Raw genomic sequence first — 18,797 nt, 5'->3', positions numbered from 1 at the left:
CTACCTCCAGGAGATGCCCTCGCTCCCCCATCTTCACGCGTGCAAGCGGGATCCAGCCCTGTCGCTCTGTGCGAATCCACACAGGTTCAGCGGCGGTTGCCGCCAACCATGTGCCGGGTGGCCGCCGAGTGGCGATCCGCGGGTGCCGAGTAGGCTGTCGATCATGGCAGCACATCCGGACGCCCGTGTGATCATCCTCCCCAACCACGTTGCTCCGCAGGTCGCCGAAACGGCGTGGGCTGCACCGGGTGCCGTGATCGTCGGCATGGTCACACTGAGCGATCGCGCCAGCGTCTGGTACAACGCCGTGCTCCGCGCCGACAACGAACCGATCTCGATCGGCGAGGGCTCGAACCTGCAGGACAACGTCTCATGCCACGTCGACACCGGCGCGCCGCTGACGGTTGGCCGCGGTGTCTCTGTCGGTCACAATGCGGTGCTGCACGGTTGCACGATCGAGGACAACGTGCTGGTCGGCATGCACGCTACCGTGATGAACGGCGCCGTCGTCGGCCACGATTCCCTGATCGCCGCGGGCGCACTCGTCACAGAGGGCGCGGTGATTCCGCCGCGCTCTCTCGTCGCCGGCGTGCCCGGCAAAGTACGTCGCGAGCTGAGCGACGACGAGGTCGCGGGGATCCGTCACAATGCCCAGGTGTACCTGCAGCACGCGCGGCTGCACGCCTCCGCGTAGAGCGGCTGCCGCCACGCTCGCCGCGCGCCAGTTGGCGCACGGTGCGCCACTTCAGGTGGCGCACGACACACAAAGTGGCGCAGCAACCGAGTCGCGCGGCACCCGACTCGAGTGACCGGCTACTGCGCAGGCACCACAGTCACCGGCGTGCCACCCGTGATGCGCAGCAACTCGTCGTAGGACGTCGGGAACACGGTGTGCGGATGCCCCGCCGCAGCCCACACAACCGGGTAGTCGCCGAGCGCGGTGTCCACCAGGGTACGCAACGGTGCCGGATGCCCAGTCGGCGCGACCCCGCCGATCACCTGGCCGGTCGCTTCGCGCACGAGCTCAGCGGATGCCCGCCCCAGCTTTCCGCCGAGCTGGTCACCGAGCCAGGCGGTGTCGACACGGTGCCCACCCGAGGTCATCACCAGGATCGGCTCGCCGTCGAGCGTGAACACGAGTGAATTGGCGATCGCACCGACCTCCACACCCAGCTCCGCCGCAGCGGATGCAGCAGTCGGCGTCGCCTCCTCGAACCAACGCACCTGCCCGGTGGCTCCATGTTCTCGCAAAACGGCTTCGACACGCGTGACGGACGGATGCTCATGGTTACTGACTGCCATACGCCCAGCTTAGAAGACCGAACGCGGCGAGGTCTCTGGCGCCCCCAAGGTCCGGTGGTTGAGGAGGCCGCCCGCGGCCGTCTCGAAACCACGTGCCTACTCTTGTGCAAAGTCAGGTTTCGAGACGCACTGCTCGCTGCGCTCGCGGTGCTCCTCAACCAGCACTATCGGTGGTTGAGGAGCGCATGAGCGCAGCGAATACGCGTCTCGAAACCACCACACCGGTGCAAACTCAGGTTTCGAGACGCACTGCTCGCTGCGCTCGCGGTACTCCTCAACCAGCACCACCGGTCCGGTGGTTGAGGAGGCCGCCCGCGGCCGTCTCGAAACCACCACTACGCAGCACAAAGTCAGGTTTCGAGACGCACTGCTCGCTACGCTCGCGGTGCTCCTCAACCAGCACTACCGGTGGACGCCCGCGGTCTCAAAACCACCACGCCCACGCATCCGCTCCGCAGCCCTGTGGACAACTTCGACGGCCGTCGTGCAGCATCCGCGATACTGGCAGTCATGCCCCACGTGTACATTCTGCGTTGCGCCGACGGCAGCTACTACGTCGGCAGCACGATCGACCTTGAGCGTCGACTGGCCGAGCACAGCTCCGGCATGGGCGCGGTCTACACTCGCAAGCGACTGCCCGTTGAACTCGTGTTCGCCGAGGAATTCAACCGAATCGATGAAGCGTTCGAACGCGAAAAACAAGTGCAGGGATGGTGTCGTGCCAAGCGGGAAGCGCTCATTTGGGGCGAATACGGCGAGCTGCCGAAGTTGAGCGTGCGAGGTGCTCGTCCGCCCGCTGGTTGAGGAGCGCATGAGCGCAGCGAATACGCGTCTCGAAACCACCACTACGCAGCACAGAGCCAGGTTTCGAGACGCACTGCTCGCTGCGCTCGCCGTGCTCCTCAACCCGCGCTACCGGTGGTTGAGGAGCAACCGACGCAGGAGACCGCGTCTCGAAACCACCACACCAGTGCAAAGCCAGGTTTCGAGACGCATTGCTCGCTGCGCTCCGCGACCAGCGAGGGGGCGGGTTACAGGCGCTCGGCCGCCAGCACCACGTTCTCCAGGAGCATCGCGCGGGTGAGCAGCCCCACTCCCCCTGGCACGGGGGACAAGTAGGCAGCAACCTCCGCGACGCCCGGATCGACATCTCCGGCGAGTTTCGCCCGGCCGCTCGCCGTCGTGCCGACACGGCTCACGCCGACGTCGACGACGGCCGCACCCGGCTTGACCCAATCGGCCTTGACCATCCCGGGCACTCCGACGGCAGCGACGACAATGTCAGCTCGGCGCACCTCATCCGGCAGATCAACGGTGCGCGAGTGGGCAAGCGTCACCGTCGCATCCAGCCCCTTGCGGGTCAAAATCAGTCCGAGCGGACGACCGACGGTGAGACCGCGACCGATCACGATCACGCGTTTGCCCGCGATCGCAATCTCGTACCGCTGCAGAAGCGCGACGATCCCGGCCGGCGTGCACGGCAACGGAAACGCCGGCGCAGCGCTCCCACCCGAACCCGCACCGCCCGCATTAACGCTGAGCACGAGGCGGCCGAGGTTCATCGGGTGCAGCCCATCGGCATCCTTCGCCGGGTCCATCAGTTCGAGCATGGCGTGCTCGTCGAGCCCGGCGGGCAACGGTAGCTGCACGATGTAGCCGGTGACCGACGGGCTCGCATTCAGCTCGGCGATCGCGGCCTCGACATCGGCGGCGGATGCGCTCTCCGGCAGGTCGATGCGCACAGACTCGATGCCGACCTCTGCGCAGTCCCGGTGCTTGCCCGCGACGTACGAGACCGACCCGGGGTCGCTGCCGACGAGCAGCGTTCCGAGACCGGGGTGAACGCCGCGGGCATGCAGCGCATCGACACGCGTCTTCAGGTCGGCTTTGATTGCGGCGGCGGTTTCGACGCCGTCCAGACGAATGGCGGTCATCGGGCCGGCGCTACGCGATGCTCGAGGCGAATTCGATGTGCTCGACGGGCTGACCGAACGGGTTCAGTCCGGGGTACAGCGGGATGGCATCCGCCAGCGTCTTGACGCGCGCACGCAAACCCGGAAGGTCCGCGCCCGGCTGCAAAGCTGCCGCGATGATGTCGGACACCTCGACGAACTCGGCGTCGCCGAACCCGCGCGTGGCCAATGCAGGCGTGCCGATGCGCAGGCCGCTTGTGACCATCGGCGGGCGCGGGTCGAACGGCACAGCGTTGCGGTTGACCGTGATGCCGACCTCGTGCAGTGCGTCTTCGGCCTGCTGGCCGTCCAGCGGCGAGTTGCGCAGGTCGGCGAGCACGAGGTGCACGTCTGTGCCGCCGGTGAGCACGTCGACTCCGGCTGCCTGCGAGTCGTCTGCGGTGAGCCGGGCTGCCAGGATCTTCGCACCGCGCACGGTGCGCTCCTGGCGGTCCTTGAACTCGGGAGTCGCAGCAAGCTTGAACGCGGTTGCCTTCGCCGCGATCACGTGCATGAGCGGCCCGCCCTGCTGCCCGGGGAACACGTTCGAGTTCAGCTTCTTCGCCAACTCCATGTCACGGGACACGATGAAACCGCTGCGCGGGCCGCCGATGGTCTTGTGCACGGTCGAGGAGACGACATCGGCATAGGGAACGGGGTTCGGATGCAGCCCTGTCGCGACGAGGCCGGCGAAGTGCGCCATGTCCACCCACAGCTTCGCACCGACCTCGTCTGCAATGGCGCGGAACGCTGCGAAGTCCAACTGCCGCGGGTAAGCCGACCAGCCGGCGATGATCACGGTCGGCTTGTATTCGAGAGCCTTGTCGCGCACGACATCCATGTCGACGAGGAACGTGTTCGGGTCGACTCCGTAGGAGACCGCGTTGTAGAGCTTGCCCGAGAAGTTCAGCTTCATGCCGTGCGTGAGGTGGCCGCCGTGGGCGAGCTCGAGGCCGAGGATCGTGTCGCCGGGGGTTGCGATCGCGGACAGCACCGCGGCGTTCGCGGTCGCGCCGGAGTGCGGCTGCACATTCGCGTATGCGGCACCGAACAGGCTCTTCACTCGCTCGATCGCAAGCGATTCCGCGATATCGACGAACTCGCATCCGCCGTAGTAGCGCCGCCCAGGGTAGCCCTCCGCGTACTTGTTGGTGAGCACGGAACCCACGGATTCGAGCACAGCGCGCGGAACGAAGTTCTCACTGGCGATCATCTCGAGATAGCCGCGCTGGCGGCCGAGTTCCTGCTCCAGGACGGCCGCGATCTCCGGGTCGACCTCGCTGAGGGGTGCGTTGAATGTGTCCGTCATTGCCTACTCCTTGAGTTTCCGGGATGGAAGGCACGCTGATGGCCGCGCATCGACCCAGGCGCACGGCCGAATCCATCCCAGTGTCTGAAGGTGCGTCAGTCGCTCCCCGATGGTGACCATCCGAGGCGGCATCCGAAGACACAGCCCCTACGCCAGTTGCGACGGTTACAGCATATCCCGGCTGCAGAGCGACATTCGAGCGGCCGGAATCGAGCGGCACAATTGGTTCCGCTGGGCTCGTGCTGCGTCTAGCCGGACAATCCCTCGATCCCAAGCCCGGTAGCAGGTGAGAGCTGCACGTTCCGGCCGTCATATCGTGCACCCCCGACGACCGGTGAGGCAGACAACCACAACCCAGCGTCAAGATCTTGGGGGGCGGTGAGTCCGACGGAAGCGGACAGGCTCGCTGCCGCCGCGATGCCGACAGTGCTCTCCATCATCGACCCGATCAGCACGCCGATACCTGCGTCTTTTGCCTGTCTCGCCATGCGCATCGCCTCGCGAATACCACCAGACTTCGCCAGCTTGATGTTCACCATATCCGCGGCTTGGCGCCGAATTAACTCGTGGAGGTCGTAATGGTCCCAAACGGATTCGTCGGCGAGTACAGGAGTGTCGACCGCTCTGCGTACGGCCGCCAGGTCATCGATGGCGCGTGCGGCAACGGGCTGCTCGACGAACGCGACATCGACGCCGTCGTTTTCCCAGAATCGGATAATCCGAATGGCCTGCTCTCGATCCCAGCCCTGGTTCGCGTCGACACGAAGCACAACGGATGCGCCGACCGCGTCGCGCACGGCGCGCAACAGCGCCTGATCGTCGCCTCCGCCGCCGCATTTGACCTTCAGCGTGTCGAACCCCGCATCGCGATGTTCGCGAGCGAGTGCGGCAACATCATCCGGGTTTCCCGCGGACAGTGTCATGTCGGTTGTCACCCGAATCCTGGCCGCGTCAGGACCGCCGAGGAAGACCGCCAGCGACTCGCCGGTTTCCTGAGCAGCGAGATCGTGCAGCGCGCAGTCGACCGCCATCTTCGCAGCCGAATTGCGGATGACGGCCGAGCCGAGCGCATCCGCCAGTTCTGCAAGATCGGCAACGGCTCGACCCACAACGACGTCGGCGAGCGGGCCCGTCACTGCGGCGGTGACGCCGGCCGGGCTCTCACCGGTCACCCGCCAGCTGCACGGGGCCTCACCCCACCCGCTGCGACCAGAGTCGTCGTGGAGTTCTACAAGCACCGCATCGTGGGCGGACGCGCTCCGTTGCGCCGTGACAAACGGGCGCAGCAGCGGTACTGAGACGCGGTGAACCAGGATTTCTGTGATCATGGGATGCGCCAGTTCACTCGATGTCCGCCAACAGTGCGGAGTACACCCGGGCGACCACGGGCGTCAGCTCGGCGATCGGAAACCGACTGGCCGCGAAACCGTTCGGCGGATCGACGACCGGCGAATGGCGCATGTTCGTCAAGATCGTGATTGTCATGTTGTGGGCGGGGTCGATGACGGTCAGCGTGCCGGTCCAGCCGGAGTGCCCGTAGCTGCTTCGGCTCGGACCACCGGTGAAGTATCGGTACCCGTCACCCGACGCGGATTGCAGGCGCCAGCCCAACCCGATCGTCGACGAGTCGACATCCGCCGCATCCAGAGCGTACGGGGCAGTGAACTGTTCCGTCACCTCCCGGGTGAAGTATTGCCGGCCGTTGTACAGGCCACCGTTCAGCATCAGTTGTGTCAGGACGGCCAGGTCGCCCACGGTTGAGAACAGGCCAGCATGACCAGACACTCCCCCCATCGAGTAGTAGCCTTTCTCGTCGTGCACCTCACCCTGCAGAGTGTTGTGCCGGATCGGCGCCGGCATTCCGTCTGGCAGGCTGCCGAAGCTGACGTGGCCGTCCCTGGTGTTGCCGTTCAGCTCTGTGGCGGCCGTCTGCTGCTTTGTGAAACCGTGCAGGAGCGGGTTGAACGTGGTGCGATGGAGCCCGAGCGGACCGTAGAAGTGCTCCTGCAGGTAGGTGTCGAGGCTCTGCCTGGTGAGCTGCTCGACCAGCAGTCCCAGAATCATGTAGTCGACGTCGCTGTAGCGGAACTCGGTGTGCGGGCTGGCGATCAGCGGCGTCCTGCAGATCACGTCGATGATCCCAGACCGGTCACGGATGTCGGCACTCTGGTAATAGAGACCGCCCGCGACCCGCGCGTTCTGGTACTGCGGATCCGGCAATTCGCCGGCCGTGTGATGCAGCAAGTCGGCCACGGTGATGGTCGATTTGCCCGCGTATGCCTGGTCGATCCCCCCGCGGCCGCCGACGACCCAGTCGCCGGTGTACTGCGTGGCGGCGTCCGTGTAGTCCTCCCAGCCCGGGAACGACTGCAGCGTTCGATCCAGGTCGAGCACACCCTCGGACACCAGCTGCTGGATCGCATAGTTCGTCGCGTACATCTTGGTGTTCGACGCGAGATCGTACATGGTGTCGACTCCCGCCGGTTGCCATTCATCCCGCGGTAGCTCTCGCGCCGGTTGCAGCACGCCGTCGACCAATGGTGTGTCGTACTTCTTCGCGTACCCGTACGCGGATTCCTTAGTGATGGCGCCGTCCTTGACGACGCTGATCGCCAGGGAAGGGCCACCATTGTCTACCTGCTCCTCGACATAGTCGTCGATCGCGTCGAGCCTTGCTTGGGAGAACCCGACCAACGTAGGGTCGTCGACCCGCCGCAGCGTGTCGTACACTATGAACTCTCGCGGCATCGTCAGACCCGGCCCGCGAGTAGAGCGGATGCCACACACGCGATCAATTCGCGACCCTGCACCGGTTCGTAGCCGCGCGTGCACACCGCGAGATAGTGCGTGCTCGAGCCATTCGGATCGCCGACGAACGCGACATCATGCTCGATCCCCGGCACGTCACCCGACTTGGACCCCCAGTCGATGCCATCCGGAACGGCATTTCCAATGCGCACGTGCTCCTGTGCGCTCAGCAGGGTGCGCATGACCTCGGTCGACTTCGGCGTCGTGAGTTCACCGCCCACAACGCACCGCATGATGGCTGTCAAGTCGCGTGCGCTGACCTCGTTCGTCAGCCCGGTGTCTGCGGCTGCGACATCGCCGAGCAAGCGCTCCATCTTCGACACAAGCGCCCCGCACTTCCGCAGCGCTTCCGCGATTGCGGGCAGTCCGATCCGGTCGACCAGCACATTGGTCGCCTCGTTCGACGAACGCGAGATCATCATGCGCAACAGTCGTGAGACGGAAAGCTGCGCGCCGTCCTTCGGGTAATTCGGATCAGCATCGTCGGGTGCCACGACGAAGTCCGGTGCACACGCTCCGCTCGCGAAGAGGCGCGGGCAGTCCAGGTTTTCCTCGATATCGACGGAACCGGCATCCACTGCTCGCATCACCGCCAGCAACACTGCGAGCTTGATGGTGGACGCCGCATAAAAGACGGCATCCGGATTGCGCTCCACCAACGGACGGCCGAGCGCGTCGCACAGCGAATATGCGATGACTGGCGGCCCGTCGCTGTAGCGCGCTACGACGGGCACGAGCGACTCACTTATTCGTGCCCTGCGATACCGAACCTTGCAGCTGGCGCTGGAAGAAGATGTAGACGATGAGCACCGGGACGACGGTAATGATGACCGCGGCATACAGCGCACCAAAGTCGACGGAGTAGCCCGCCTGCGAAGCGAACGAGGCCATCCCTTGCGTCAGCACGTAGTTGTTCTGATCAGAGTTCAACGCGATCGGCAGAAGGAACTGATTCCACAGCCCTAAGAAGTTGAAGATCGCCACGGATGCCATGCCCGGGCGAGCCATGGGAAGCATCACCTGGAAGAAGGTGCGCCATTCTCCGGCACCGTCGACCTGAGCCGCTTCGTAAATCTCGTCGGACAGACTCTGAAAGAATGAGTACAGGAAGAACACCGTGAACGGCAGCGCGAACGCCACGTAGGTCAGGATCAGCCCAGGCAGCGTATTGATCAGGCCGATATTCTTGAGGATGAAGAACAGCGGCACGATCGCCAAGAAGATGGGAAAGGTCAGGCCGGCCAGCATCAGGTAGTAGATCGCCCGCGCGCCGAAGAACTTGAACCGAGCGAGCACGTAGGCGCACATCGCTCCCAGCAACATGACGATGACCAGCGCAAAACCGACCACAATAAGCGTATTGGCGAAGAAGCTGCCGATACCTGCCGTGTTCCACGCGTTCACATAGTTGTCGAAACTCCATCGCGCGGGCAACGTGAATGGAGAGGCGAGGATCTCCTTGGTCGTCTTGAACGACGACAGCAGAACCCACACCAGCGGCAGGACAACGATCAACGTCCAGACGGTCAGCAGAACGTGCGAACTGGCACCAACCGCGACATCGCCTCCTGTCAGCGTGGATCTCTTCGGTGCTCGGATCACCGGCGTCGGCTTGCCGACTGCTTGCTGCGTGACAGTCATCCTCGTCCTCCGATATCGCTTCCGCGAGTCAGTCTGTTGACCGCGAACACAATCGCGGCGAAGAGCAGCGTGATGGCCGCGAGCACGACGCCCATGGCTGTCGCATAACCGAACTGCCCCTTGCGGAACGCGGTGATGAACAGCTCTTGGCTCATCACGAGAGTGGTGTTGGCGGGGCCGCCGGCGTTCGGAAACAGCGCGGCCATGAACACAAAGGCATCAAGCACTGCGATGCCGATGTAAATGTACGCGGTCTGAACGGTGTCGCGGATCATTGGAATCGTGAGGGAAATCGCCGTTCGGAACCGACCGGCGCCGTCGAGGCGAACGGCTTCGTATAACTCGGCGGGGATGCCCTTGATCGCCGCAACGAAAAGCACTGTGTAGAAGCCGATGAAGGCCCAGATCATGACGAACATCGATGCGGGCATTGCGGTTGCCGCCACGCCGAGCCACGCAAAGTTCGCAAATTGCTGCAAGCCGATGCCAGTCAGGAATCCGTTCAGAATTCCAGCGGACGGGTCATAGACCTGAGCCCAGATGAGGCCGATCACGATCGCAGGAATGCAATACGGAAAGAAGGACACAGTGCGGTAGAAGCCGGAACCCGCAATGCCACGGATCTGACCTTTGCTCGGCCCGCCGACCGTCACAACACCGGCGATGATCAGGGCTATCCCGACCGTCAGGACCGGCACAACGATGGCCAGGAGCACGTTGTTGAAAACGGCCTGCATGAAGATGTTGTCCTGGAAAAGCTTGACGAAGTTCTGCACGCCGACGAAGTCCATCGTCGAGGAAAAGCCGCTCCAGTTGGTCATCGAATACCACAGCGCCTGCACGAACGGGGAGATCACGAACACCAGGAAGATGGCCAACGGCAGCATCAGGAACACGGCCATGAAGCTGACCTTGTCGAAGGTCAGCTTTCTCCGGTGGTGCCGGGGGACCGGCTTACGCCGGCCCCCCGTCTTCCGCGTGATGGTGGAACTGGTCACTTCGTAACCGGATGCTTCGTGATCGATGAGTCGTTGGCAACCTTGTCGCTGATCCCCTGCATCGCCGCGGTGAGCGCGGCAGCGTCGATCTGACCGGCCAAGAATCCGTTCCAGGGAACCAACTGATCGGTGTTCATCCCGTACAGGCTTGCGAACTCCCAGTCGAACACGTTGTCGCCCGCGTTCGTCAGCATGGTCGTCTGCGAGACCAGCGCAGTCGACCCGAAACCATCAGCGGGCACAAGGCCCTTTACGATGGTCGGCGCAAGCCGCGTCTTGGAGAAGTTGCTCGCTGCATCCTTTGAAAGCATCGTGCGCAAGACCTCCTTGCCGCCGGCGACATTCTTACCCTGCTTGGGAACAATGTACGGCTCACCAGCCGCTGCGCGCAACGCAGCGTAGGGAAGCTTGGAGTTCGAAGTGAGCGTCGGCTCCGGGGCACCGGTCATCTTGAACCCGGACTTCGTCGCCTTCTTCATCTCGTTCTCGATCCAGCCACCCGATGGGTACAGGATCGCCTGCTCGTCATTGCTCCACTTGGCCTGCGCCGCGGTGAACTGCGTGCCGGCTCCACCTGGGACGAAGTAGCCCAGCTTGACCTGTTCTTCGAGTGCCTTGAAAACACCCTGGATAGACGGTGCCGACCACGCGTTCGGCTTGAGGTTCTCCAGGTCAAGCCGCACCTGGTCGCCACCTTCCTTGATCGCAGAGTTGAGCGCCATCGTCAGGTAATAGGTTGCGGCTTCCTTGCCCCACACCCAGAGATACTTGCCTGCGGCCTTTGCCTTGGCGCCCAATGCGGTCGCCTCGTCCCAGGTCTTCGGCGGCGTCCAGCCGTTTTGTTCGAAGAGGCTGGCCGAATACCAAATGCCGTAGACCGTCATGACGTAGTTCAGCGCAACGAACTTGCCACCGAACGTCCCGGGTGTCGCGACACCGGGGTACACGGTGTCGGAGATCTTCTTGCCCTCGAGGTTGTTTGCGGCGAAGACGTCGTCCATCGTCGTGAGCTGGTCGAGGATCGTGCTGAAGCCGATCTGGTTCGCGCCCGAGTTGTCGATCAGGTCTGGCGGGTTGCCGCCGACGAACCGAGGCTGCAGTGTCTGCGCGATATTCGTCGCTGGTGACACCTTCGCCTTGACACCCGTGATGTTCTTCTGCACGATGTCCGCCGCGAAAGTGACGTAGTCGTAGCCATACCCGCCGTTGAAGATTACGACGTCGATCGTCGAGTTGTCTTTCACACCGAACGGGTTTTTGGCTGACTTCGTACCACCGCCGCTGGTCGAAGTGCCCCCGCCGCCGCCCGCTGCGCACGAAGCCAGGGTGCCGGCGATCGGGATCATCACCGCCGTGACGAGTGCTCCTCGCAGAAAGTCGCGCCGCTGCAGTGGCTTATCCTTGATATTCATTTCGTGCTGCCTTCCATTAGTGGATTCTGTGGCTCCATTGGTTATGCCTCGCGCCTGATCTTGTTCAGATACAGACCTTCAAGTGCCGCATTGTGCTCGTCTCCGCCCGGGATATTGGCCGAGATGTACAGCGGAGGAATGTTCCCCTCCGCTGCAATGCGTGCAGCAGTCCCGATGGTCAGCAGCTGCGCAATGTACGCAGCAGTGATCGACGAGACTGCTCCTACCGGGATCCCTCCCGGAAGTTCGATGGTGGCGTCCCCGAAGGGTGCCTTGTTGTCCAGCACGACGTCTGCGATCTCGCACAGCCTTTTGCCGCTGACGTGTTTCGGCTCGACGCGCATGGTGTGCTCCATGCTCGTGACCGCGACGACAGGATGCCCATTCGCTTTCGCGAGCAGGGCGAGGCCGACTATTGACCCGTTGACACCCGAGTTCGACGCGATGACGAACGCGTCGTTCGGTCCGATCGAGGAGATCGCCCACAGTTCCTCGGCGATGTTCGGGTTACGCTCCAGAGTGGAACCGCCCAGAACGTCGACGTCGAGGCTGCCGTGCAGCACGACATCGCGGAGTGCGATCTTGTTCGTCGGAATCAGCCCGCCTGCGCGGCCGGCGATCTCCATGGCGAACGCCTCCGAGTGCCCCGTTCCGAACGCCTGGATGATGCCGCCCGCGGCGATCGCGTTCACGAAGATTGAAATCGCCTCATCAATGGCGCCCGCCTCGGCATCCGCTTCGAGGGACTGCAGCCGGGAAAGCACCTCACCGGTGAAGCGGTCGGCGAGTGCGTTCAGGGCGACGGTCTCAGACATGGTCGGCCTTTCTGATGTTGGTCGACAAGGTGCCTTCCGGCGTATCGGCGTGCGTGAAACTGCGCCTCTTCGCCGCTGCCGTCGAGCGGATCGGTCGGCGGTGCGATGCGACTGCCAGCGCGGACGCTGCGAGGTCGGCGGTCGAGCGCTCGAAGTCCTGCTGGGCGACCAACAGATACAAGAGGTCGAGCACGAGCAACTGGCCATGCTTGGCGGAAAGGTCATCCGGCTGCAGAAAGTGTTCGTAAATCGACGTGATGATGCTCATGTCGGCGGATGCGGCCATCGGCGAGTCCGGGTTATTGCTGATCGCTACCGTCATCGCGCCCGCTCGGCCGGCTTCGCCCAGCATCTGGATCGTTTCCTCGGTGCGGCCGGTGTTCGAAATGCCGATCGCAACACAGGCCGTATCGAGGATCGCCGCGCTGGTCAGCCCGGCGTGCACCTCAGACCAGGAGTGCGCGTTGATGCCGATTCGGTAGAGTCGCGCCTGCAATTCGTCTGCGAGCATCGCACTGCCGCCGACACCGTAAATATCTACGTGCGTGCTCGCGGCGATGCCCTGTGCGATTCGGGCCATGTCATCGACATCGATGACGGATGCCGTCTCCTGCAGCGTTCGCGAGTGCGCGTTGATCAGCGTACTCAGCACATCGCTCGGAGCGTCATCCGGACCGAACGCCCGCCCGATGTCGGCCTTCCACGACTCGTGCGCCGTGCTGCGGCCGAGGTCGGTCGCGATGCTGACCCGGAACGGCACATACCCGCTGTAGCCGAGCAGCCGACAGAACCGGGTGACCGTCGCAGCGGACGTTCCTGCGTGCTTCGCAAGCTCCCCGATCGACAGCTTCAACGGCGCCTGCGGGTTCTCCAGAACGAAGTCGGCGATCTTCACCATGGTCCCGGACATTTCCGGCAGCCGCGAGCGAATCCGGTTGGCGACGCCGGAAGCGTTCTCGCGAGAAGGAGCGACTCGGGGCAATGGCATCGTGGGAATCCGTTTCTCCTTCATTGGAGCGATAAGAAAATCATTCTTACAGTACAGTTTGCCTCAAAGCTATGCAATCTCCGGTCCCGAAATGATAACGATGCGCAAACAGCTCGCAATTGATGCAGGAGGCACGACGACACGAGCCGTCGTGCTGGACTCGAACGGGCGCACGCTCGGGTACGGTCGCGCGGGCAGCGGCAACCCGACGGCATCCGGAATCGAAGGCGCAGCGGCGGCCGTGCTGACCGCCGCACGACGCGCGTTGCGATCGGATGCGACCCCGACCGACCCGAAATCGTCCGCGCTGATCGCGCTGGCCGGGTCAGAGTCGGCGCAATTCCGGCATGCCGTGGCGGCCCTGATCGGCCCTCTCGGCTTCGAGGGAGGCGTGGCGACCGAGCCGGATCTGGCCGGAATGTTCTTCTCGGGCACCTTCCGCCAGCACGGCTATGGCTTGATCGCCGGAACCGGCGCCGTCGCCGCGCGGATCGAGCACGGAAAACTCGAACGGGTCGCGGGCGGCGCGGGCTGGCTGCTCGGTGACTCCGGCTCGGGATTCTGGATCGGGCGGCGCGTCCTGCGCGCGGTAACAGCAGCCATCGACGGGCTTGGGCCTTCGACCGCGCTGACCGCGCTGGTGCTGGGCTCGCTCGGGCTCGCCGCCGACCCGGGCAGCGACCGGGCGAACACCAACCACGCGAACACCACGCTTGCAAACAGCACCACTGCAAACGGTGCAGAGACCAGTGTGCAAGGTCGCCCGCGCGTGCTATTCGAGTTGATCGACGCCGTGTACGCACTGCCGCCTGTGCAGCTCGCGCGCTTCGCTCCCCTCGCATTCCAGGCACAGACGGATGCCGTCGCGCGCGACATCCTGAGGGGCGCCGCAACTGCGTTGTCCGACTTGCTCGCCACCGTGCATGATCCGCGACGCGGCGGCGAACTCGTCGTCGGCGGGAGCGTTCTGACAGCAGGGCTGCGGGATGCCCCCGAGATCTTCGGCCCGCCGCTGGCCGCCGTTGCTCCGAATGCGACGGTGCTCAGCGTGCCGGACGGCCTGGTCGGAGCCGCGGTGCTCTCTCTGCGCCACGCGGGAGTCGCCGTCGATGCCGCATTGTTCTCGCGGCTGCGCGCCGACATCGCCCGATCAGCAGCCGCATACACGGAAGAGGTGGAGACGCCATGACGGTCAGCTTGTCCAATCGTACGTTCCAGATCGCGGCGCTCGGCCCGGAGAGCCCGTTGCCCATGGTTGGCGCACCGCTGGAGAGCCCATACCAGGTTTCGGCGCCCGATCGGCCCAACGGCGAAATCCCACAGGAGATCATTGACGGATCGACCTATGGCAACCCGCGAAACATGTTCCCGTACTCAGAACAGAACGGCTACGGCAGACCGCTCGCCCGGCGGACCATGCGCACCGTTGTACTTCAGAACGCGAACCTTCGCGCAGAGTTCCTGCCCGAACTCGGTGGCCGGCTGTGGGAGCTGACCGACCTGGTCACGAACACGAGCCTGCTGCACTCGCCTGACACTATTCAGCTGGCGAACCTTGCGCTGCGCAACGCCTGGTTCGCTGGCGGCATCGAATTCAACATCGGCAGCCGCGGGCATTCACCGACAACCTGCAGTCCGCTGCACACGGCCGTACTGCGCACTGCTGACGGCACCGATCTGCTGCGAATGTGGGAGTTCGACCGCCTGCGCTCCGTCGTGTTCCAGCTCGACGTGTGGCTTCCCGAGCACTCCCCCGTGCTGCTTGTTGCTGTGCGGATCCGCAACCCGAACACCCGCGCAGTGCCGATGTATTGGTGGTCGAACGCTGCCGTTCCGCAGGATGCCGGCAGTCGCGTCGTCGCACCCGCCACCTCGGCATTCGCAACGGCATATTCGGGCGGCATCGCAAGAATCGATCCGACGAACGACGATGGAATTGACGGAACGTGGCCGGACCGAGCCGTCGGCGCACGCGACTACTTCTTCGACATCGACCAGCATTCTCCAGCGGGGCGTCGCCCGTGGATCGCGAACGTCGACCAGAACGGCAACGGCCTCGCCATGATCTCGAGCGCCAGACTGCGCGGTCGCAAGTTGTTCGTCTGGGGGCGTTCTCCCGGCGGCGAACAATGGCAACGCTGGCTGAGTCCAAACGGCGAGCAGTACGCCGAGATCCAAGCGGGCCTCGCCCAGACGCAATTCCAGAACCTGCCGATGCCCGCGGCATCCGAGTGGTCCTGGGTTGAGGCATACGGCAACGTGCGCGCGGACCCGGGCGTGGCCCACGGCGAGCGCGACAGGGCCATCAACCACGTGCAGGGCCGAGTGGATGCGCTCGTGGGCCACGGTTCCCGCAACAGGAAGGGCGCCCTCACCGGCGAGGGCACCCTCACCGGCCACCGTGCGCGCAGCGGCGAGAACATGCTGGAGACCGCACAACGGCACGCGTACGGCTGGGCGGATCTGCCGCCGCAAGAATCGGTACTGCACGGCAGCGGGTGGGGTGCAGTGGAGTCGGCGCTGCGGGCGCGCGAGTCCGAGCCGTGGATCGACGAGACGGGAACCCCCTTCGGCGCAGCGACGATCAGCGAGGTGGAACAGCCGTGGTTAGACCTGCTGACGGGGATACCATTCGCCGGTGCATCGACGTTCGTGGCGGGCGTCGGCTGGGAGGCGCGTCTCGCCGCGCAGCCGCACAATCTGCCTGCGCAGCTGCACCGCGCGGTGATGGTGCACGCCCGCGGCGGAGCCGAGGCCCGCGCGCTCTACGAGGGTGTCATCGCGCGCTACGAGGGTGTCGTCGCAGAACTCGATCGGGATGTTTCGCACGCGCGCCTTGTCGCACTCGCGCATCGCGGCCTTGCACTGCTGGACCTTGCAGGTGCGGATCTCGCAAGTCCGGATCTCGCAGGTCCGGATCTCGCAAGTCTTGATCTCACCGCGCCAGAACTCGCCACGCCGGAACTCACTGCGCCACAACTCACTGCGCCGGATCGAGCACGTGCAGACAGAGCGGGTCCGGGCACATCTTCTGCGCTCAGCGAGTATGCGCGCGCCTGTGCGCTCGATCCGGGCAACCTTGTGCTCACCGTGGAGGCGGCGACCGCCGCTCTCGCCCTTGATGCACCCGAACAAGCCATCCGATTGCTGGATGCCGGCGGTGCGCGACCGCAATCCGCGTGGAGTGGTCGGCTGCGATTCCTGCGAGCGCGTGCGCTTGCGAGCAGCGGGCACCTCGAGGAGGCCGGCGAGCTGCTCACGGCGGGCATCGAAGTCGCCGACCTGCGCGAGGGTGAGGATCTGGTGGCCGATCTCTGGCGACAGGTTTTTCCAGAGCGACCGGTTCCACCGCAGTATCGATTCAGCATGCACAAGGAGGACTGACCTGTGCCGACCATTGCGATTATTGGACAAGGGACTATGGCACGTGCGCATGCCAGGGCCTGGAGCGAAGTCGGCCTTGCGGATCGGATCCGCTATGTGTGCGCCCCCGGCACCGCTCGGCCGATCGACGACGCACCGCGTGCGGAGTTCGTCGCTGATCTCGACCTGGTGATCCGGGACCCCACCATCGACATCGTGTCCGTGTGCACGCCGACGCCGACCCATGCCGACATCGCCATCCGCGCCCTCGCGTGCGGCAAAAACGTGCTGTTGGAGAAGCCGATCGCACTCAATCTGCGCGACGCCGCGGCCATTCAAGACGCCGCCGCACACAGCGAGGGAATTCTCATGGTCGCCCACGTCGTGCGATTCTTCGGCGGCTACGAGGCTCTCCGGCTGGCTGCGCAGGCCGGGGAATTCGGGCGGGTGCTGTCCGTGCGTGCGGAACGAATCAGCGGCCCGCCTGCGCCCTCTCCGTGGTGGCACGACGAGTCGCAGTCCGGAGGGCTTCTCGTCGACTTCGCGATCCACGACTTCGACCAGGTGAACCTGTTCCTCGGCGTACCGCGCCGTGTCTGGGCCCTCCGCGCGAGCCCGACCGGCCCGATCGAGATCGGCGTCGAGTACACCGACGGGGGCATCGGTCAGGTGCAGACGTTCATGGGCATGGACCCGAATGTCCCGTTCAGTTCAGCGCTGGGCCTGCTCGGAACACGGGGCAGCGCGACTCATCAGTTCAGCGGCGCACCGGACGTGACCGCATCAACGCCGACAGCTGAATTCATCCGGCTCGTCACCGCGGCCGGCGTCGCGTTCCGACCGGCGGATGCGACCAATCCCTACGCTCGACAGGCACTGCACTTTCTCGATTGCGTCACAAGCCACACCGATTCGGGAATCGCCCCGACAAACGGCGCGATTCTCGCGCTCGCAGTCTCGCTGGCCGCCAGGCGGTCACTGGCGGAGGGCCGCCCCGTCGATGTCGAGACTGCCTGAACGTGCGTCGTCCGGCCAGTGCGCCACGCAATGCGCCATGCGCCAGTTGAAGTGGCGCATGCCGCACCAACAGGCGCAGCGGCCGCGGTGGGATCGACCCACTACGGATCGACATCGGAGCCGTGGACCGATATGATCGTTGATGATCGAATCGATTACCTTCCAATCACTTACTTGCAAGAAAACGGTAACCGCGCACCGGACAAACGGTGCACGGGACAAACCGCGCAACGGAACTAACCGCGCTGCGGACGAATAAGCAAAGGATTCGCGATATGACAACGACCGAGCACAGCAGCACCCCCGCGGGTGTGCACATGGCAGAAGAACTTGCCTCCCAGCCGCAAACCTGGGCGCGCGCGGCGGCGCTGGTGGATGAGCGAGCCGTGCTGCCCGCTTCCGGTGCGCGGGTTGCCGTCGTCGGCTGCGGTACCTCCTGGTTCATGGCCCAGTCGTATGCGGCGCTCCGCGAACGCGGCGGTCACGGCGTGACGGATGCCTACGCGGCATCCGAAGCGTTCATCGATCGCGACTACGACGCGATTGTTGCCATCACCCGATCTGGAACGACAACGGAGGTGCTGGAGTTGCTCGAAGCGGTGCGCGGACGCATCCGCACTGTCGGCATCGTCGGCGACCCCGAGACGCCGCTGGTCGAGCTGGCCGACGATGTGGTGAAGCTGCCGTTCGCCGACGAACAGTCCGTCGTGCAAACCCGTTTCGCCACAACGGCACTCGCGTTCCTGCGCGCATCGCTCGGCGAAAACCTGGATGCCGCCATTGCCGACGCGCAGAATGCCGTCGACGCCGAATTGAGCGAGGCCCTGATCACGGCCGACCAGTTCACCTACCTCGGCACCGGCTGGACGATCGGACTCGCTCACGAGGCCGCACTGAAGATGCGCGAGGCTTCGCAGTCCTGGACGGAGTCGTACCCCGCAAAGGAATACCGGCACGGCCCGATGGCCATCGCTTCCCCTGGCCGAGTCACCTGGATGTTCGGCCAGGCACCGCGCGGACTCGCGGGCGATGTCGCGGCAACCGGAGCGCACTTTGAAGACAGCGCCCTCGACGGCATGGCAGACCTGATCCGTGCACAGCGCGTCGCGCTCGAGCGTGCCCGCCGGGCCGGACTCAACCCCGACCAGCCGCGGAACCTGTCGCGCTCCGTCGTCCTCAGCTGAGTGCACCA

General features: G+C 64.6%; 17 protein-coding genes. 6 read left to right on the top strand and 11 right to left on the bottom strand.

The annotated features are described in order from the left end of the window. The first annotated feature begins 163 nt into the window (after positions 1–163). Positions 164–694: a gamma carbonic anhydrase family protein gene (locus QU604_RS04895; protein WP_308467672.1), complete on the top strand. Its 531-nt coding sequence runs from the start codon at positions 164–166 to the stop codon at positions 692–694. 119 nt (positions 695–813) lie between these two features. On the opposite strand, the gene QU604_RS04890 is transcribed toward QU604_RS04895, so the two are convergent. Further along, positions 814–1,302 carry a YbaK/EbsC family protein gene (locus QU604_RS04890; RefSeq protein ID WP_308467671.1) on the bottom strand — a complete coding sequence of 163 codons (489 nt, stop codon included), beginning with the start codon at positions 1,300–1,302 and terminating at the stop codon, positions 814–816. A gap of 510 nt (positions 1,303–1,812) precedes the next feature. Between QU604_RS04890 and QU604_RS04885 the strand changes: the two genes are divergently transcribed. After that, entirely contained in the window at positions 1,813–2,106 is a 294-nt protein-coding gene (locus tag QU604_RS04885; RefSeq protein WP_308467670.1) for a GIY-YIG nuclease family protein, read from the top strand. Positions 2,107–2,333: 227 nt separating this feature from the next. Here the strand turns inward: QU604_RS04885 and QU604_RS04880 are convergent, their stop codons facing one another. The 10 genes from QU604_RS04880 to QU604_RS04835 all read right to left on the bottom strand — a co-directional run bounded on the left by QU604_RS04880 (position 2,334) and on the right by QU604_RS04835 (position 13,225). Further along, positions 2,334–3,236: a bifunctional methylenetetrahydrofolate dehydrogenase/methenyltetrahydrofolate cyclohydrolase gene (locus QU604_RS04880; protein WP_308467669.1), complete on the bottom strand. Its 903-nt coding sequence runs from the start codon at positions 3,234–3,236 to the stop codon at positions 2,334–2,336. A 10-nt stretch (positions 3,237–3,246) separates the two neighbouring features. Beyond that, on the bottom strand, positions 3,247–4,563 hold the full coding sequence (gene glyA / locus QU604_RS04875) for a serine hydroxymethyltransferase (RefSeq protein ID WP_308467668.1): 1,317 nt from the start codon (positions 4,561–4,563) through the stop codon (positions 3,247–3,249). A 248-nt stretch (positions 4,564–4,811) separates the two neighbouring features. Then, the gene (locus tag QU604_RS04870) at positions 4,812–5,891 is read right to left on the bottom strand and encodes a mandelate racemase/muconate lactonizing enzyme family protein (protein ID WP_308467667.1); all 1,080 of its coding nucleotides are present in this window, start codon (positions 5,889–5,891) and stop codon (positions 4,812–4,814) included. A 13-nt stretch (positions 5,892–5,904) separates the two neighbouring features. Beyond that, positions 5,905–7,293, bottom strand: a complete 1,389-nt coding sequence (pbp4b, locus tag QU604_RS04865; protein ID WP_308467666.1) for a penicillin binding protein PBP4B — start codon at positions 7,291–7,293, stop codon at positions 5,905–5,907. Positions 7,294–7,313: 20 nt separating this feature from the next. Beyond that, positions 7,314–8,105 carry a serine hydrolase gene (locus QU604_RS04860; protein ID WP_308467665.1) on the bottom strand — a complete coding sequence of 264 codons (792 nt, stop codon included), beginning with the start codon at positions 8,103–8,105 and terminating at the stop codon, positions 7,314–7,316. 7 nt (positions 8,106–8,112) lie between these two features. Next, complete coding sequence (locus tag QU604_RS04855) at positions 8,113–9,012, bottom strand: carbohydrate ABC transporter permease (protein WP_308467664.1); 900 nt, start codon at positions 9,010–9,012, stop codon at positions 8,113–8,115. Then, positions 9,009–9,914, bottom strand: a complete 906-nt coding sequence (locus tag QU604_RS04850) for a carbohydrate ABC transporter permease (RefSeq protein ID WP_308467663.1) — start codon at positions 9,912–9,914, stop codon at positions 9,009–9,011. The genes QU604_RS04855 and QU604_RS04850 overlap by 4 nt, the downstream gene beginning before the upstream one ends. A gap of 92 nt (positions 9,915–10,006) precedes the next feature. Continuing rightward, positions 10,007–11,422: an N-acetylglucosamine/diacetylchitobiose ABC transporter substrate-binding protein gene (gene ngcE / locus QU604_RS04845; RefSeq protein WP_308467662.1), complete on the bottom strand. Its 1,416-nt coding sequence runs from the start codon at positions 11,420–11,422 to the stop codon at positions 10,007–10,009. Positions 11,423–11,463: 41 nt separating this feature from the next. After that, positions 11,464–12,237 carry a sugar isomerase domain-containing protein gene (locus QU604_RS04840; RefSeq protein ID WP_308467661.1) on the bottom strand — a complete coding sequence of 258 codons (774 nt, stop codon included), beginning with the start codon at positions 12,235–12,237 and terminating at the stop codon, positions 11,464–11,466. Next, positions 12,230–13,225, bottom strand: a complete 996-nt coding sequence (locus QU604_RS04835) for a MurR/RpiR family transcriptional regulator (protein ID WP_308467660.1) — start codon at positions 13,223–13,225, stop codon at positions 12,230–12,232. Before QU604_RS04835 ends, QU604_RS04840 begins: the two co-directional genes overlap by 8 nt. A 100-nt stretch (positions 13,226–13,325) precedes the next feature. On the opposite strand from QU604_RS04835, the gene QU604_RS04830 reads away from it, so the two are divergent. The 4 genes from QU604_RS04830 to QU604_RS04815 all read left to right on the top strand — a co-directional run bounded on the left by QU604_RS04830 (position 13,326) and on the right by QU604_RS04815 (position 18,789). Beyond that, a complete protein-coding gene (locus QU604_RS04830) occupies positions 13,326–14,414 on the top strand; it encodes an N-acetylglucosamine kinase (RefSeq protein ID WP_308467659.1) in 1,089 nt (362 codons plus the stop codon). Then, the gene (locus QU604_RS04825) at positions 14,411–16,609 is read left to right on the top strand and encodes a DUF5107 domain-containing protein (protein WP_308467658.1); all 2,199 of its coding nucleotides are present in this window, start codon (positions 14,411–14,413) and stop codon (positions 16,607–16,609) included. The genes QU604_RS04830 and QU604_RS04825 overlap by 4 nt, the downstream gene beginning before the upstream one ends. Positions 16,610–16,612: 3 nt before the next feature. Beyond that, on the top strand, positions 16,613–17,605 hold the full coding sequence (locus tag QU604_RS04820) for a Gfo/Idh/MocA family protein (RefSeq protein ID WP_308467657.1): 993 nt from the start codon (positions 16,613–16,615) through the stop codon (positions 17,603–17,605). A 275-nt stretch (positions 17,606–17,880) separates the two neighbouring features. After that, complete coding sequence (locus QU604_RS04815; RefSeq protein ID WP_308467656.1) at positions 17,881–18,789, top strand: SIS domain-containing protein; 909 nt, start codon at positions 17,881–17,883, stop codon at positions 18,787–18,789. Positions 18,790–18,797 lie beyond the last annotated feature (8 nt).

It is taken from the genome of Rathayibacter sp. SW19, from assembly GCF_030866825.1.
Classification (GTDB): Bacteria; Actinomycetota; Actinomycetes; order Actinomycetales; family Microbacteriaceae; genus Rathayibacter_A; species Rathayibacter_A soli.
This window is presented reverse-complemented; position numbering and strand designations above follow the sequence as displayed.